18 protein-coding genes are annotated in these 12,739 nt (G+C 66.9%); 7 read left to right on the top strand and 11 right to left on the bottom strand.

Annotated elements, in window-relative coordinates:
* Positions 1–41 precede the first annotated feature (41 nt).
* The 5 genes from E5082_RS24820 to E5082_RS24835 all read right to left on the bottom strand — a co-directional run bounded on the left by E5082_RS24820 (position 42) and on the right by E5082_RS24835 (position 2,579).
* Positions 42–239, bottom strand: coding sequence for an FxLD family lanthipeptide (locus tag E5082_RS24820; protein ID WP_135793466.1), 198 nt, complete (start codon positions 237–239; stop codon positions 42–44).
* Positions 240–290: 51 nt separating this feature from the next.
* Positions 291–1,523, bottom strand: coding sequence for a methyltransferase, FxLD system (gene fxlM, locus E5082_RS24825; protein ID WP_135793467.1), 1,233 nt, complete (start codon positions 1,521–1,523; stop codon positions 291–293).
* A gap of 215 nt (positions 1,524–1,738) precedes the next feature.
* Complete coding sequence (locus E5082_RS24830) at positions 1,739–2,014, bottom strand: DUF6415 family natural product biosynthesis protein (protein WP_244321622.1); 276 nt, start codon at positions 2,012–2,014, stop codon at positions 1,739–1,741.
* Positions 1,948–2,157, bottom strand: a complete 210-nt coding sequence (locus tag E5082_RS33065; protein WP_244321623.1) for a hypothetical protein — start codon at positions 2,155–2,157, stop codon at positions 1,948–1,950. The genes E5082_RS24830 and E5082_RS33065 overlap by 67 nt, the downstream gene beginning before the upstream one ends.
* Positions 2,154–2,579 carry an ATP-binding protein gene (locus E5082_RS24835; RefSeq protein WP_135793556.1) on the bottom strand — a complete coding sequence of 142 codons (426 nt, stop codon included), beginning with the start codon at positions 2,577–2,579 and terminating at the stop codon, positions 2,154–2,156. The genes E5082_RS33065 and E5082_RS24835 overlap by 4 nt, the downstream gene beginning before the upstream one ends.
* Positions 2,580–2,819: 240 nt before the next feature.
* On the opposite strand from E5082_RS24835, the gene E5082_RS24840 reads away from it, so the two are divergent.
* A complete protein-coding gene (locus E5082_RS24840; protein ID WP_135793468.1) occupies positions 2,820–4,073 on the top strand; it encodes a helix-turn-helix domain-containing protein in 1,254 nt (417 codons plus the stop codon).
* A complete protein-coding gene (locus E5082_RS24845) occupies positions 4,070–4,597 on the top strand; it encodes a GNAT family N-acetyltransferase (RefSeq protein ID WP_135793469.1) in 528 nt (175 codons plus the stop codon). The genes E5082_RS24840 and E5082_RS24845 overlap by 4 nt, the downstream gene beginning before the upstream one ends.
* A gap of 269 nt (positions 4,598–4,866) precedes the next feature.
* Here E5082_RS24845 and E5082_RS32470 read toward each other — a convergent pair whose 3' ends face one another.
* Complete coding sequence (locus E5082_RS32470; protein WP_167514132.1) at positions 4,867–5,040, bottom strand: hypothetical protein; 174 nt, start codon at positions 5,038–5,040, stop codon at positions 4,867–4,869.
* Between the two features lie 405 nt (positions 5,041–5,445).
* Between E5082_RS32470 and E5082_RS24850 the strand changes: the two genes are divergently transcribed.
* Positions 5,446–6,315 (top strand): barstar family protein, encoded by an 870-nt coding sequence (locus tag E5082_RS24850; RefSeq protein WP_229918743.1) that lies wholly within the window; start codon positions 5,446–5,448, stop codon positions 6,313–6,315.
* On the opposite strand, the gene E5082_RS33490 is transcribed toward E5082_RS24850, so the two are convergent.
* Positions 6,272–6,571 (bottom strand): DUF4265 domain-containing protein, encoded by a 300-nt coding sequence (locus E5082_RS33490; protein WP_308437499.1) that lies wholly within the window; start codon positions 6,569–6,571, stop codon positions 6,272–6,274. The two genes, E5082_RS24850 and E5082_RS33490, sit on opposite strands and share 44 nt — an antisense overlap.
* A gap of 131 nt (positions 6,572–6,702) precedes the next feature.
* Between E5082_RS33490 and E5082_RS24860 the strand changes: the two genes are divergently transcribed.
* Genes E5082_RS24860 through E5082_RS24870 form a run of 3 tightly spaced genes read left to right on the top strand, consistent with a single transcriptional unit; the run spans position 6,703 to position 8,350 of the window.
* Positions 6,703–7,128 carry a DUF4259 domain-containing protein gene (locus E5082_RS24860; RefSeq protein ID WP_135793470.1) on the top strand — a complete coding sequence of 142 codons (426 nt, stop codon included), beginning with the start codon at positions 6,703–6,705 and terminating at the stop codon, positions 7,126–7,128.
* 41 nt (positions 7,129–7,169) lie between these two features.
* Positions 7,170–7,574 carry a hypothetical protein gene (locus E5082_RS24865; RefSeq protein ID WP_135793471.1) on the top strand — a complete coding sequence of 135 codons (405 nt, stop codon included), beginning with the start codon at positions 7,170–7,172 and terminating at the stop codon, positions 7,572–7,574.
* Between the two features lie 14 nt (positions 7,575–7,588).
* Positions 7,589–8,350: a DUF4253 domain-containing protein gene (locus E5082_RS24870; RefSeq protein ID WP_135793472.1), complete on the top strand. Its 762-nt coding sequence runs from the start codon at positions 7,589–7,591 to the stop codon at positions 8,348–8,350.
* A gap of 494 nt (positions 8,351–8,844) precedes the next feature.
* Here E5082_RS24870 and E5082_RS24875 read toward each other — a convergent pair whose 3' ends face one another.
* The 4 genes from E5082_RS24875 to E5082_RS24890 all read right to left on the bottom strand — a co-directional run bounded on the left by E5082_RS24875 (position 8,845) and on the right by E5082_RS24890 (position 11,828).
* A complete protein-coding gene (locus E5082_RS24875) occupies positions 8,845–9,462 on the bottom strand; it encodes a phosphatase PAP2 family protein (protein ID WP_135793473.1) in 618 nt (205 codons plus the stop codon).
* Positions 9,459–10,640 carry a DUF2304 domain-containing protein gene (locus tag E5082_RS24880; protein WP_135793474.1) on the bottom strand — a complete coding sequence of 394 codons (1,182 nt, stop codon included), beginning with the start codon at positions 10,638–10,640 and terminating at the stop codon, positions 9,459–9,461. Before E5082_RS24880 ends, E5082_RS24875 begins: the two co-directional genes overlap by 4 nt.
* Before the next feature lie 13 nt (positions 10,641–10,653).
* Positions 10,654–11,163 (bottom strand): hypothetical protein, encoded by a 510-nt coding sequence (locus E5082_RS24885; protein ID WP_229918744.1) that lies wholly within the window; start codon positions 11,161–11,163, stop codon positions 10,654–10,656.
* A 164-nt stretch (positions 11,164–11,327) separates the two neighbouring features.
* On the bottom strand, positions 11,328–11,828 hold the full coding sequence (locus E5082_RS24890; RefSeq protein WP_229918745.1) for a helix-turn-helix domain-containing protein: 501 nt from the start codon (positions 11,826–11,828) through the stop codon (positions 11,328–11,330).
* Positions 11,829–12,201: 373 nt separating this feature from the next.
* Between E5082_RS24890 and E5082_RS24895 the strand changes: the two genes are divergently transcribed.
* Complete coding sequence (locus E5082_RS24895) at positions 12,202–12,447, top strand: hypothetical protein (protein ID WP_167514126.1); 246 nt, start codon at positions 12,202–12,204, stop codon at positions 12,445–12,447.
* Positions 12,448–12,739 lie beyond the last annotated feature (292 nt).

Here is a 12,739-nt window from a genome sequence, read left to right on the forward strand (position 1 = left end):
GAAGCGCTTCGCCCGGCCCACAGGTGAGGAGTCGGCCTGGATCAGGCCGGGTCCTCGGTGAAGGAACCGCAGGCGGAGGCACCGGTCGCGCACGTGGTGCCGCAGCCGTCGCCCGTGGAGCACATGAGGTGGCCGTAGGAGTGCTCGGCGATGACGACCTTCACGTCCAGAGGGGCGAAGTCGTCTTCCAGGTCCGCCGACGGCGTGACCGGGGGCGGGGCGAGAGTGGCGCTCGTCATGATGTGCCCTTCTTCCTGTCGGGGTGGTGCGGGATGACCTGGCTCCCGGCGTTACGCCGGCGGCCAGGAGAGCGAGATCCGGCTGTACACCTTGTCGATGACCCGGTCGGACGGGATCTGGTCATCGGGGGTGCCGGCCGGATAGACCCGGATCACCGGGCTGGGGCCGCCGCGTCGGTTGGCCTCCCAATCGCGCAGCATGTCGGCGAGCTTGTCGGCGAGCTGCTTCGCGTGCGGGCCGAGGGCGTGCACGCCGTACTCGATGCGCTTGTTGTCCTCGGTGCGGCGGGTGACGAGGTAGGCGAAGGTGTCCTCCTCGACGGCGGCAAGGGAGAACCGCTTGTTCACGGGGGCGACCAAACCCGTGTCCAGGCCCTCGTCGACCGCCATCGTGCAGAAGCCGGGCAGGCTGATCGCCATCGCCATCTGAAGGGTGTCGATGAGTTCCGAGAGGCCGATGACGACGCCGGTCCACAGCTCATGCCGCGGGAACGTGACCGCGTTGTCCAGCCGGTGCGGATCGGCTGGCAGACCGTCATCGAACTTCAGCCCGATCTCCGGCGTGCCGTTGACCAGGAGGAGTTCTTCGCGGTGCCCGGTGGAGCCCTGCATCGGGACGAAGCCGCAGATCCGCGCCGACTCGCTCTCCAGGTAGGGGCCGTGCTCGCCCGTGACCTGGGTGAAGGCGATCGACCGGGTCAGGCCACGCATCCGCAGCGGCACCACGAGTCGGCCGCCCTGCTTGAGCTGTGCGATCCACGCCGGGGCGATGTCCCAGGCCCCGGCGGTCACCAGGACGACATCGATCTCCTCGACGGGGAGGGGTTCGGCCGCGTCGGCGGTGAGGACGCGGACCTTGTCGTACCCGTGCTCCTCCAGCAGTCGCGACGCGCGGTCGGTGACGGAGGGGTCGATGTCCACGGTGATGACTTCGCCGGCCGGGCCGACGAGTTCGGCGAGGTATGCCGCGTTCAGGCCGCCCGAGCCGATCTCCAGCACTCGCATCCCGGGCTTCACCTGGGCCTGCTCCAGCATCATGGCCTGGATCTGAGGGGCGGAGACGGAGCTGAGCTGCACACCGTGCTCGTCGGTCTTGGTGATCACGGCGACGTACGTGTCGTACGCCTTGTCGAGCGGGGTGTCGGGGATGAACGCGTGGCGGGGCACCTTGCGCATCACGGCTTCGACCTCCGGGGAGGAGATGTTGCCGTCCGCGCACAGCTCGTCCACCACTTTGTTCCGCAGACGGGTCGCCTCGGCGGGCTCGACGGTCGTATTCGTCATGGAGTTCCTTCGGTCGTGCGTGTTCAGGGGTAGGTGGACATCGCGTGTCGGTTGGGCCGGGAGGCTATGGGCGAACGTTCTCCGTTCTCGCCGGCGAACCAACAGGAAAGTGATGGACGGCGAGTAGGGAGGCGTACGCCGGTGGAGGCCGGCTCGGCGGGCCGGTACGGACTGCCCAGACCGCAGAGCGGCGCGCAAGCGGGTGGAGGCGTGCATCACTCGGTCCCCTTGATGTAGCGGGCCTCAATCAACTCTTCGATTAGGTCGGCAGTGACGAAGGCGAGACGGCGGGCGAGGCCGACAGCCTGCCGATAGGCCGCCGGTGTGTACTCCTCCCGCAGAGGAAGCCCTCGCTCCACGAGTCGGGTCATCTCAGCCGTGGGTGGGAATCCGTTGTCTGCCACCGTGATGTCGCTGAGCTGCTTCAAGTGGTTGCGCAGACGGTCGACCAGGGCGGCAGTCGTCGCACCGGGCGGAGGCTGATTGCCGATCGCCGCGTCGAGATCGTCAAAACGTCCTCGATGTCGAGCGGTTGCCAGACCCGGAAGCGCTCCAGCACGAGCCGTAAACCGTCTGCGTCGACCGGTGGCGTCCATTCCTCGGCCGGGCGTTTCGGAGCCACTGCGGTGCTCACCGCTCTCGCCCTGCCGAAGCCTCGATCACAGCCCAGGTGACCTTGCCCCACCGGTATGTGTCGTAGCCCCACCGCGAACTCATCCCCGCCACCAGACTCAGCCCCCGGCCACTCTCAGCGTTCAGTGCTGCCGTCTTCAGGTGGGGGACGCCGTGCGACCGGTCGGAGACTCCGATGCGGACGGCGCCGTTGCTCCGGCGCTCGATGGTGACCTTCGAGACGGGGGTCTCGGTGTGCTCGACGGCGTTGGCCAGCAGTTCAGTAACGATGATTCGTCCGCAGTCGGCTATGTCATCGTCCATGCCCCAAGCCGCCAGCACGTTTGAGACGAGAGCGCGGGCGTGGCTCGCGGACTCACGGACGCAGGGCAGCTCCGCGGTGTAGCCCGGGGCGCCGATCGCATTCGTTTTAGCGACGGTCATGGTCACGAGCTCTTTCCCTCCGGCGTGGGGTGCCCGGTCACTGACGAGTGAGGCAGGGCCGGGCTTTCCTCCGTGCCGCCGTGCCGAACTCGACTCAGCGACCGATGACCAGTCAACGAGTGACGAGCGGAGCACAACAGGAAGAGTCCCGGTTTTGTGCACGCCGACCAACCGGAAGACTTTGCGTTCCCATTACCTAGGGTCTGGGCATCAGAGTGACGGTGGTACTACGTTCGGTGCATGGGAGTGAATCTCGCCCTTCAGAGCCGATTAGTTCAACTTGGCCTCACGCAGGAGGAGTTGGCGGCCCGGCTGAACGCTGCGCTGCAGGAGATCACAGGCCGACCCGGCGAAATCTCTTCCCGAACGGTCCGCAACCTGCTCAACGGATCAAGTCGACGTCCAATCGGCCGCACTTGCGCGGCACTTGAGCGTGTGTTCGGCTGCCCCGTGGCGGACTTAGGGTTCAGCACCCCCAGCTCCATGCAACATCCTTCGGAGGGCCCCGTGCGGCGTCGCGACTTCATCGTTTCCACCACCGGAACGGCAGCCGCAGCCGTTCCAATCGTCAAGCAGCGTCGGTCAGTAGGTATGACGGACGTAGCCCGCGCCTCGGCCAGCATGAACGAGTTCGTGGAGGCCGACGACCGACAAGGAGGGCACGCCTCCCTGGCGACCGCAGCCCTCGAAGCTCGCGCCAAGGTGCTGGAGCTTCAACAGCGGAACGCCAGCGAACGTGTACGCCGCGCCCTGTACTCACTCGCGGCCGAGTTCACCACCATCGCCGCCTGGTCGTGCATCGACCTCCGCGACCTGGCTACGGCACAGGCGTACCTGCATGAGTCGTCTACGTTCGCCGGCCTCTCGCAGGACCCTCCCACCGGCATGCGTGTGTGGGTCAACATGGCCATGCTCGCCTATCAGCGCAAAAACTGGCCGGAACAGCTCGCGGCAGCGCAGGCGGCCAACGCCTCCCCGGCCGCCCGTAGGGACCCCTTCTTCGGCTCCATGGGCCGCGTCCGCCTCGCTCTGGCTCACTCGTCGTTGGGCGATCTGCGGGCCGCTCGGCGTGCTCTTGGCACAGCACAGGAGTCCTTCCAGAAGGCGGCCGAGGAGGAGCGTCCCCGATGGACCGCGTTCTACGGGCCGGCCGAACTCAACCACCTCGCCGCGATCATCCTCAACCACAACGGGGAGCCCGCTGAAGCCGAGGCGATGGCGCACCGAGCCCTGGCCAAGATCCCGGCGAAGTTCCAGCGCAACCGCGCGCTGGCGACTTGCCAGCTCGGGCTGGCACAACTTCGCCAGGGAGAGCCGGAGCAGGCCACGGCGACCGCGGCCACCGTCTTCACGATCATGGATGGCGCACCACTGCCTGGGCGTATGCGCACCTTGATCGGAGACTTCCACCGAGACCTGTTCCGGCTGGCGCCGTCAACGACGTACGCCCGCGACTGGGCAGACCGAATGCGAGATGAATGGAGTCGAGCGTGACCAGGGTGATCGAGCTGCGGCATTACGGACAGGAAAGCCTCCCAGAGAACTTCAGGCAGATGCTCATCGATGTGCACGCCGACGCCTACGCCGATGCGATGGACGACGAGTTCAACCAGCGGTTCCCGTGGTTCGTCGATCACTGGTCAGGGATGGACGGCTTCTCCTGCGTCGTTGCTTTCGACGGCGACGAGCCGACCGGCTTCGCGTACGGCGCCCCGCTCCAGCGAGGTCGTGAGTGGTGGCGTTCCACCGCGTTCGCGCCGAACAACGGCCACATCGCGACCTACGCCGTCTCCGAGGTCATGGTGCGCCCGCGGTGGCGGAAGCAGGGGATCTCGGAGCGGCTCCACGAAGCCCTGCTGAAGGAACGCAGCGAAGATCTAGCGGTGCTCCTGGTCGACGTGACGCACCCGAAGGTGCAGGATCTGTACGAGACTTGGGGCTACGAGAAGGTGGGCGAGCAGCAGCCCTTCGCAGACTCCCCGGTGTACGCCGTCATGGTGAAGAGGCTGCAACCCTGAGCAGCCCCGCCCCCGAGTCACCCGCGTACGACGCCATGTACTGGCCCAGATCCCGGCGCTCATAAACACCAATGAGCATCAGAGGCACCGACGGCCACCTTTGTGACTGTTCTTGAGTTCGCTAAGGAAGAGTTCACTCGATCCCGTCCGATCTGATGGATCGGGCGGGATCTCGGCGTTTCCGGGGTCTGTTCGAGATGTTTTCCGAACGGGTTCGGTGCCGGGAGCGGTTGCCTTGCGCCGTGATCCCCGTGTGTGGTGCCGGGGTCTCAGGTGGTCGTGCGGGTCTTCGAACCGTTGGGTGGAGGCAGGCCGGACACGTCGGGTGGCTGCGCGGCGGGTCCGGCGATGGAGGCGATGACTTCATGAGTGGTCGCGGTCGCTCGGGCTCCGGGGGTCTGATGCCGGGTGAAGAGGGTGTGCAGGTTGATGCTGCAGATCATCAGCCCGAGGAGGATGGTCTGCGCGACCCGGCCGTGGGCGATCCGCTCGGTGGGGTTGGAGATGTCGATGGCGTGGCTCTTGGCCCTGCCGTTGAGATCCTCGATGTTCGCCCGCTCGGGACGGTAGGCGTCCTGCCAGGTGAGGTGGAGGCAGTGCCGGTCCTGATGGAACTTATCGAGCTGGCACTACTGCGGAGGCTCTGAAGAAGGCATCTTCGGACACTCCGCCAGCCTTCTGGTCGCCGCCAGCCGACGCCAGCCCGCAGGGCACCAGCAGGCCGGTGAGCGCATCAGCCGCCATCCGCAGCTCGCACTCGGCCTCATCCTGGACACCCCGGTGTGATCGCCTTGCGCTCACGCCCCTCCCACGGACGACAGCACCCGTTAGCACCGTAGGGTCGGAACATGTCGATCGAGGACGTCCCGGGCCGTACGGCCAAGCACTGGCGGGACTGCACGGACGTGTACGACTTCCTGGACCAGATACGTCTCCGGCCCGGCACGTGGCTACGCGGCGGCTCACTCCACGATCTGCAGACAATGCTGATCGGCTACCAGGTAGCCCTCGGCGTGCATTCCATCGATGACCCCTGCGACTTCTGGCGCGGTGGGGCATTCGGCCAGTGGCTCGGGACACGCCTTGGCGGCACCAGCCCGCTCGGCTGGGCAGCCGACATCGAGCGCAACATGCCCGACGGCTCGACCCCCGTCGAAGAGTTCTTCCGCCTCCTCGATGCCTACAGGAGCGAAGCGGCGCAAGCCACCGCGACCACTCGGCTTCCCGGCATCGAGTACATGATCAACACCTTCGTTACCCTTTTCTGGCGCAAGCGTCTCCTCACACAGGCGACCGAACGTCTCGAAGACCACGGCTTCCGCGTTATCCGTCTGGAGGCCGGCCAATGGAGCACGGAGCGAGACATGCACCGTGCCATGGCCGCGGCCCTAAACTTCCCCGACTACTACGGGCACAACCTGGACGCGCTCAACGACTGCCTCGGCGACATGGCCTGTTACGGCGGCTACGACGATGCTCCCGAGGGCGCCGGACGGGCTCTCGTCTTCACCGACTACGACCGGTTCGCGACGACCTGCCCCAGGGCGGCCCAGGTCGTCCTGGACATCATCGCCGTCCAGGCCAGGCAGGCAGCCGTACTTCGCCGCCGTCTGATCTGCTTGGTCCAGAGCAACGACCCGCAGATCCGGTTCGAACCCATCGGAGCCATGTCCGTCATGTGGAATAGCGACGAATGGGCGGACAGCAACCGCGGCTGAGCGAGTGGCACACCAGAGGGGGACGATCAGCGCCAACACGGCACCCGTCATCGTCGGCGTCCACCCGGATGATGTCCCCACTGGCGACCCCGCGCACGAACCACGGAGTGTTGTCCAACCGCACCGTTCCATCGCCAAGGTCCACCGCCCACAGGCTCTCGACACTCGTCGGTGGCCAGCCATTCTCGCCCACCTCCAGCCGGAAATGGACCTTCACGTGGTTCTCGCTGATGCCCGTCACCGCACCATCACCCACATCTCGTCCAGGCCCTGATGTCCGGCAGCCGTTCCCGACCCCGGCGTACTTTCACGCTGGTCCGGCCCGTGCGGCCGCTGTCAGTGGCCTCTGTCAGGATTCCTCGATCAGCACCGTGATCGGGAGAGACTATGGGCACGTGGGACGTCGGCCCCTTCGATAACGACACCGCAGCGGACTTCTGTGGCGACCTCGACGAGGCTGCCGCAGGCGAACGCGAGGGCATCGTTCGCGGCGCTCTCACCCGTGTGATCGACACCGTGAACTACCTCGAAGCGCCTGAAGCAGAGGTAGCTGTGGCCGCGGCCGCCCTCGTCGCGGCGCAGTGTCCCCGGGGTGAGCCTGCTGATCCCGTTTATGGGCCGGAAGAGCTCCTTCCTGATCTAAGCGGCCTGCGCGATCTGGCACGTCAGGCCCTCGACCGTGTCATGACCAAGCCGTCCGAGCTGATGGGGCTGTGGGGCGAGTCGGGTGGCGCCACCTGGCGCGCGAACGTCCGCCAGTTGCAGAGCGTGCTCCTGCCTCAGCCTCCTGGAGAGCAGCTCAGCCTGATCTGACCGACCGCGACCGCTACTTGAGTCCTACCTGAAAGGCCACCATGAGCTGGGATGTGCTCCTCCTCCGCTTGCCCGACGAGGTCACCTCGATGCACGAGCTTCCCGACGACTACTCGCCGGAACCGCTCGGCCGGCAATGCGAGGTGCTCGCGGCTGTCACCCAGGCCGTTCCCGAAGTTGATCTCTCGGACCCCACGTGGGGCGACCTGTCCGGCCCCACTTGGTCCATCGAACTAAGCATCGACTCAGAAGACCCGGTGGACTCGATCATGCTTCACATTCGGGGCTCCGGCGAGGACGTGCTGGCACCTGTCTTCCGCCTTGCGGAGGCTCTGGGGTGCAAGGGGCTCGACCTCGCCGAAGGGGACCTGATCAATCCGGGGCAGACGTCGGGCTGGCACACCTTCCAACAGTTCCGTGACGGTGTGATCGGATCCGCTCAGTGATGCCGTCCGGCCGGATGATCACGTCCAGTGAAGGCGATGGAGATTCCCAACCCCTATGGCTCAGCGACGAGCCGGCCGCAGCCGGGCTGTGGGCTCGGATGCACGCCGAACACCGCGGCTCCGGCCGGTGGCCCCTGCTGCTGGACGCGCTCGACCCCGAGGATGCTGAATTCCGCCCCTGGGGATCGGGCGAGGTTTTTCCAGAACAGATGTCCGCTGCCGCGAGCCACGACCCAGCCGGCCTTCTCGCGGAGTGGTGGGCGACGTATACCGCCGTCGACGAAGACGACGACATGCTGTCGGCTGATCGGCGCCTCGCCATCACCGCCCCCTTCGAGCAAAGCTGGCCTGGACGCGCACCCAGCCGAGAAGCCGTGTTGAGCGCTGACCAACTGGCCGCCGAGTATGCCGAGGTGTTCCTTTCCGACCACCCCAAGTCGCGTCTCGGGCTGGTCACCGCCGCATCCGGCGCAGAAGCCCTCACAACGGCAGGATGGTCCGGTCCCGCCAACTATGACACCGACACGGCGAAGTTCTCCGCGATCGTCGGCGACTGGGAGAACCGGTTCAGCGCCCGTGTGGTCGCCGTCGGCTTCTCCACCCTGCATCTCAGCGTCGCAGCCCCACCCACAACTGAGGAGGACGCCCTCCTGGTCGCGGCCGAGCACTTCGCCTTCTGCCCCGACAACATCTGGCAAGGCAGATGCCCGTACACACTGGCCGCGTACGCTGAGCGGCTCACCGGTGTCCACAACTGGGACTTCTGGTGGGACTGAGGCCCCTCGCTGACACCCCGTGCGGGAAACGATCAACCTTGCCGCGGGAAGCGATCTTCAGGCGCTTCACGCGTACCTGATCAGAGGCACTCGTGAACACCCACCTTTGAGGGTCCGCCGCCCGACGATCAGCACGCCGTCCGCCACTCTCGGCCTCGTGTACCGCTGGACCGACCAACAGAGGCGGGGGGCCACGTCACGGAACGCGGCGCCAAGGCCGCGTGGATCGTGCTGGCCGCAGCTTCGATGGCGCTGTCCGAGGGGAAGGATGCTGACGGCGCTCGGGCGTCCCGTGCCGAGAGCGAACCGAGACAGCAGGAAGCTGACGATGCATCGGATCCTGTCTGGGAACCCCGGCAGGATGCGGCCGGCGGTTTCCGACCCCAGCCGTGCCCGGGTGATCCGGACGCCGGCGCCACGCGCCGGCGCCTAACCGCTGACTGACCCGGCGGATACTTCTTGGTCAACTGATGCGGTGAACCTGAGCGAACGGGTCAGCGCAGTCCCGCGAACACCACGGCTGCCGCCGTGCCGCCCAGGATGGTGCCCGCGATCACCTGTGCCGTTGTGTGGTCGCGCAGCGAGACTCGGGACCAGCCGACGGCGGCGACGCCGAGGAAGAGGAGGGCGGCCCACCAGCCGTAGGCGACGGTGATGACGATGGCGACGCCGGAGGCGACGGCGGTGTGGACGCTGACTTTCCACCAGACGGTGACCGCCATGGTCAGCACCAGGCCGGCGATCATGGCGGCGACCAGGGCGACGACCTCGCGGGGCGCGTCGAGCGCTAGCAGCAGGCCCGTGCCGACGAGGACGGAACCGAGGGTGACGAAGAGCGGTATCCACCGCTGAGAACGGACCTTGAGGTGCTTGTCGGTCCAGCGGCCACGGCGGACGCCGGCGACGATGTAGGCGATCGGCAGGCCGCCGCAGAAGGCGCCGGCCAGCAGACCCCAGCCCGCACCCGCAAGGGAGTCGGTGGAGTGCCAGCCGATGACCAGCAGGACGCCGACGACCAGGTTGGCAGGCGCCAGGACCTCGGTGACGAGGCGTGCGGAGCGCCGCTCGGCAGGAACGGCGGCAGTGGGCGGAAGCTGCGTGGTGGCGGTCATGCCGGTGTCTCCTCAAGGTGGGCGCGGAGGAAGTCCTGCGTGGCGCGGGAGCGGTAGGCGGTGCTGAGGGTGATGAGGGCGCGGATCTCGGTAGCGAGGTCGCGACCTCCGCTGGCCGGGGGCATGGGCTCGCCGGAGCCGGTGGCCGCGCCGCGGAGCCGTTCCTCACGGGCGACGGCGAGCCAGCAGGCTTCGGTGGTGATGTCGGCGTGGGCGCCGATGAAGCCGAGGGAGGTGGCGTGGTCGTAGGAGCGCCCGCGCAGTTCTGCCGGCGCGTGGTCGGCGAGGGTGAGGATCGAGTCGCGTATCTCGATGGTGCGCCGGTACAGCCGGTCGTGCGTACGCAGTGGGTTGGCCGCGTCGGCGGCGCGGCTCGGCGGGGTGTCGAGCCGGGTCTCCGGGACGGCGTCGGTGAGGGCGCGCCACAGGGGATAGAGGCTGACGAGCTGCCAGTGGGCCCGGATGCGGGCCAAGACGCGTGGGGCGGCGGGGAGGGTGCTGCCCAGCACGATCAGCAGCAGGGCCAGGAAGAGCAGGTCCGTGCTGAGCGCGTGGTTGACGTTTTCACCGCGCGGACTGTTGCCGAGGTAGTCGATGAACAGCACGGCGACGCGGTGGAGGGCGTATACGAGGCCGACGGCGGTGCCGGTGCCGATGAGGAGCAGCCCTCGGCCGACGAGTCCGCTGTCGGGGCGGCGCCCCCAGCGGAAGCAGAGCAGCGTGGCACTCAGCAGGGCGGCGCTGAGGTAGGAGGTCCATACGACGCCGTACGCGAGGATCGTGGCGTGGTCGGCGTAGTCCGCCAGGAGGTCCTCTGCCTCGTGAGGCTGGGGCGTGGCGAAGAAGCAGGCGGCCAGCAGGACGACCGCGACGACAGGCACGGCCTTGTGCAGCCGGGATACGCGTATCCCGGCCTTCGACTCGGCCATGTCGGCGACGAAGGTGAGGACCGATGCCGCCGCGACGGTCCCGCAGATGTGCTTGATCAGGAACGTCAGGTTGGTGACGTGCAGGTGCTCGTCGACTGCCGATGCGATGGCGCCCGGTCGGACCGTCATGGCCACGGCGAGTGCCGCGAAGGCCAGCCAGAGACTGAGTCGTTGGGGTCTGCGGAAGGCGGAGCGGGCACGCCAGAGGGTGACGGCCCAGAGCAGGACGGCGGGTATCGCGTCAATCATGTGTGGGGGAGTCTCAGGTGTCGCTGAGCGCGGCATTGAGCCGACGCAAGGTGCTGGGGGTGGGCCGGTCGCTGGTTCTACGCAGAGCGGCGCGGGTCGCGATGAGGCCGGCTAGCGTCTCCGCGCTCCGCTCCTCCTCGGTCTCGTAGCTCGTGCGGCCAAGGACGCCCATCACGAGGTCGGGGTCGAGGTGGTGGAAGGCTCGGCCGAGGGTTTGGCGCGGGGTGTGCCTGAGGAGCATGTGGCTGACCTCGTGCAACACGATGTGGTCCCGGTGGAGTGGACTGGTGGCGTCCTCGACGAGGATGTGGTCTGCCTTGTCTGTGGCGAGCCAGGCTCCGCAGGGCAGTTCGTCACCGGTGATCGCCGGGAAGGTGTGCAGGTGGATAGGCCGGCCGCGCTTCTTGGACACGCGGGCGAGCAGTTCCTCGATCTTGAAGGGGTCCGGAAGGTCGAGATCGTCCAGGACGGATGCGAGCCGGATTTCCTGATCTTGGGCAGGCCCCGAACGACCGGACTTCATCTGCCCTCCGACTCCGACACTTCTCGAACGCGCGGCTCACTGCCGCGATGCCGTGGCGAGTATATGGATCATTTCCGATCGCACATCTGGGGGGCTGTCGATTGCGCCGACTAAATACGGACAATTATGTGCAAGACCGGCGACGGATCCTTGCTAATGGGGCATCAGTTCACGCCATCGTGATGTTTGCCACTGGAATTCACATCGATGATCGAATCCCCGTGGGGAACCCCGAGGCCTTCGAGTTCGCGAGCGCGCTCGATGAATTCTGAAATGATCTTGAGGCTCTTGTCGGAGAGTCCGGACGCACGTAGGGCAACTGATCTCACGCCCGCATCGCGCATGGCGGCGAGTGCGTCGAGTTCGGCGGCGATCTTCTCCGATTCGTCGTCGTCGAAGAAGTAGGCGGGCTTCACGCCGAAGAAGGTGGAAAGGGCCTCGAGGTGGCGCTTGGTCGGATTGTCCTTGGCGCCGGTTCTCAGTTGCCAGATGTAGCTCGCGGAGATGGTCGGGCCGCCCTGTCGGCGGATGCCTGACGCCACCTCCTCGTAGCTGTACGGGCCGCGTCCCTTCGGGTGGACGGTGGTGAACAGCCGGTCCAGGCGACCGGCAAGTGTGGCCCCGCCGCCCGCCTGCGCCGCGGGTGCGTTGTTCTCGTGGTCCATTGTGGCCGTCCTCCGGTCGCGTCACTTCCACTGCTGTGAATGGCTGCCCTGCCTTCATCTTCCCTGGTTGACAGTAGCGCCCCATCTCAGTCTAGTGTGATCATCGTGCCATCCACCCACGAAAACGGTCCAGGCCAGGGTGGGGCCAAAACGACGATGCCCGGGAGCGCCAACTCCCGGGCATCCGTCGGCTGCCCTCGCCGAGGGCACCCAATGATCCGGGGCCGCGTGGCCAGCTTGCAGGCAACAACCGCGCAGCCCCGTCCATGAAGACGGAGTATCACATGCGCCCACCCAGCAGCGGAATCCCAGCAGCCTCGACGCGGGGCCGGTGCCAGCGGCTCCAGCGCCGTCGAGCTCACCGGGAGGGCTGATGGCCCGCATCCGGACGGTCAAGCCCGACCTGTTCGTCAACGAACGGGTCGCAGCCTGCTCGGTCACCGCAGTCGTCACCTACATCGGCCTGTTTTCCCATCGGGCGATGGCGCAGGCGTACGCTCCCCATCGCCTCAGCCGCTCGAAGGTGAGTGGCGGCTCGTGCAGCACAGCTGTGCGGAGCAGTTGTGACAGTTGCTCGGCATCGTACTCGGCCACGCTCGTGCGGTCGACGGCTTCCTGAGCGCGGGCCGCCTCGTAAGCGAGCTTCTCCTTTCGAGCCTTTCGCTTGGCCTCGGCCTCAGCGGCTCTCCTGGCCTTCTCCCGTTCCCTGGCCTGTCGCGCAAGTTCACCTGCGTATGGATCGTTCCCGCCCGCCACTGTTTCCCCCAGCTCAGAGCGTGATCGTCGGATCGGAACCTTCCGCAGTATCTCCCACTGGGTCGATGGCGTCAGCAGGTACTTTAGGAAAGGGATCGGTTGGCCGCCGACTTTTCTCACCGGCTGAAGCCGAACTCGGCGCGGCTCGGACCGAG

Origin of the sequence: Streptomyces griseoluteus (assembly GCF_004784465.1) — a bacterium.
GTDB lineage: Bacteria > Actinomycetota > Actinomycetes > Streptomycetales > Streptomycetaceae > Streptomyces > Streptomyces griseoluteus.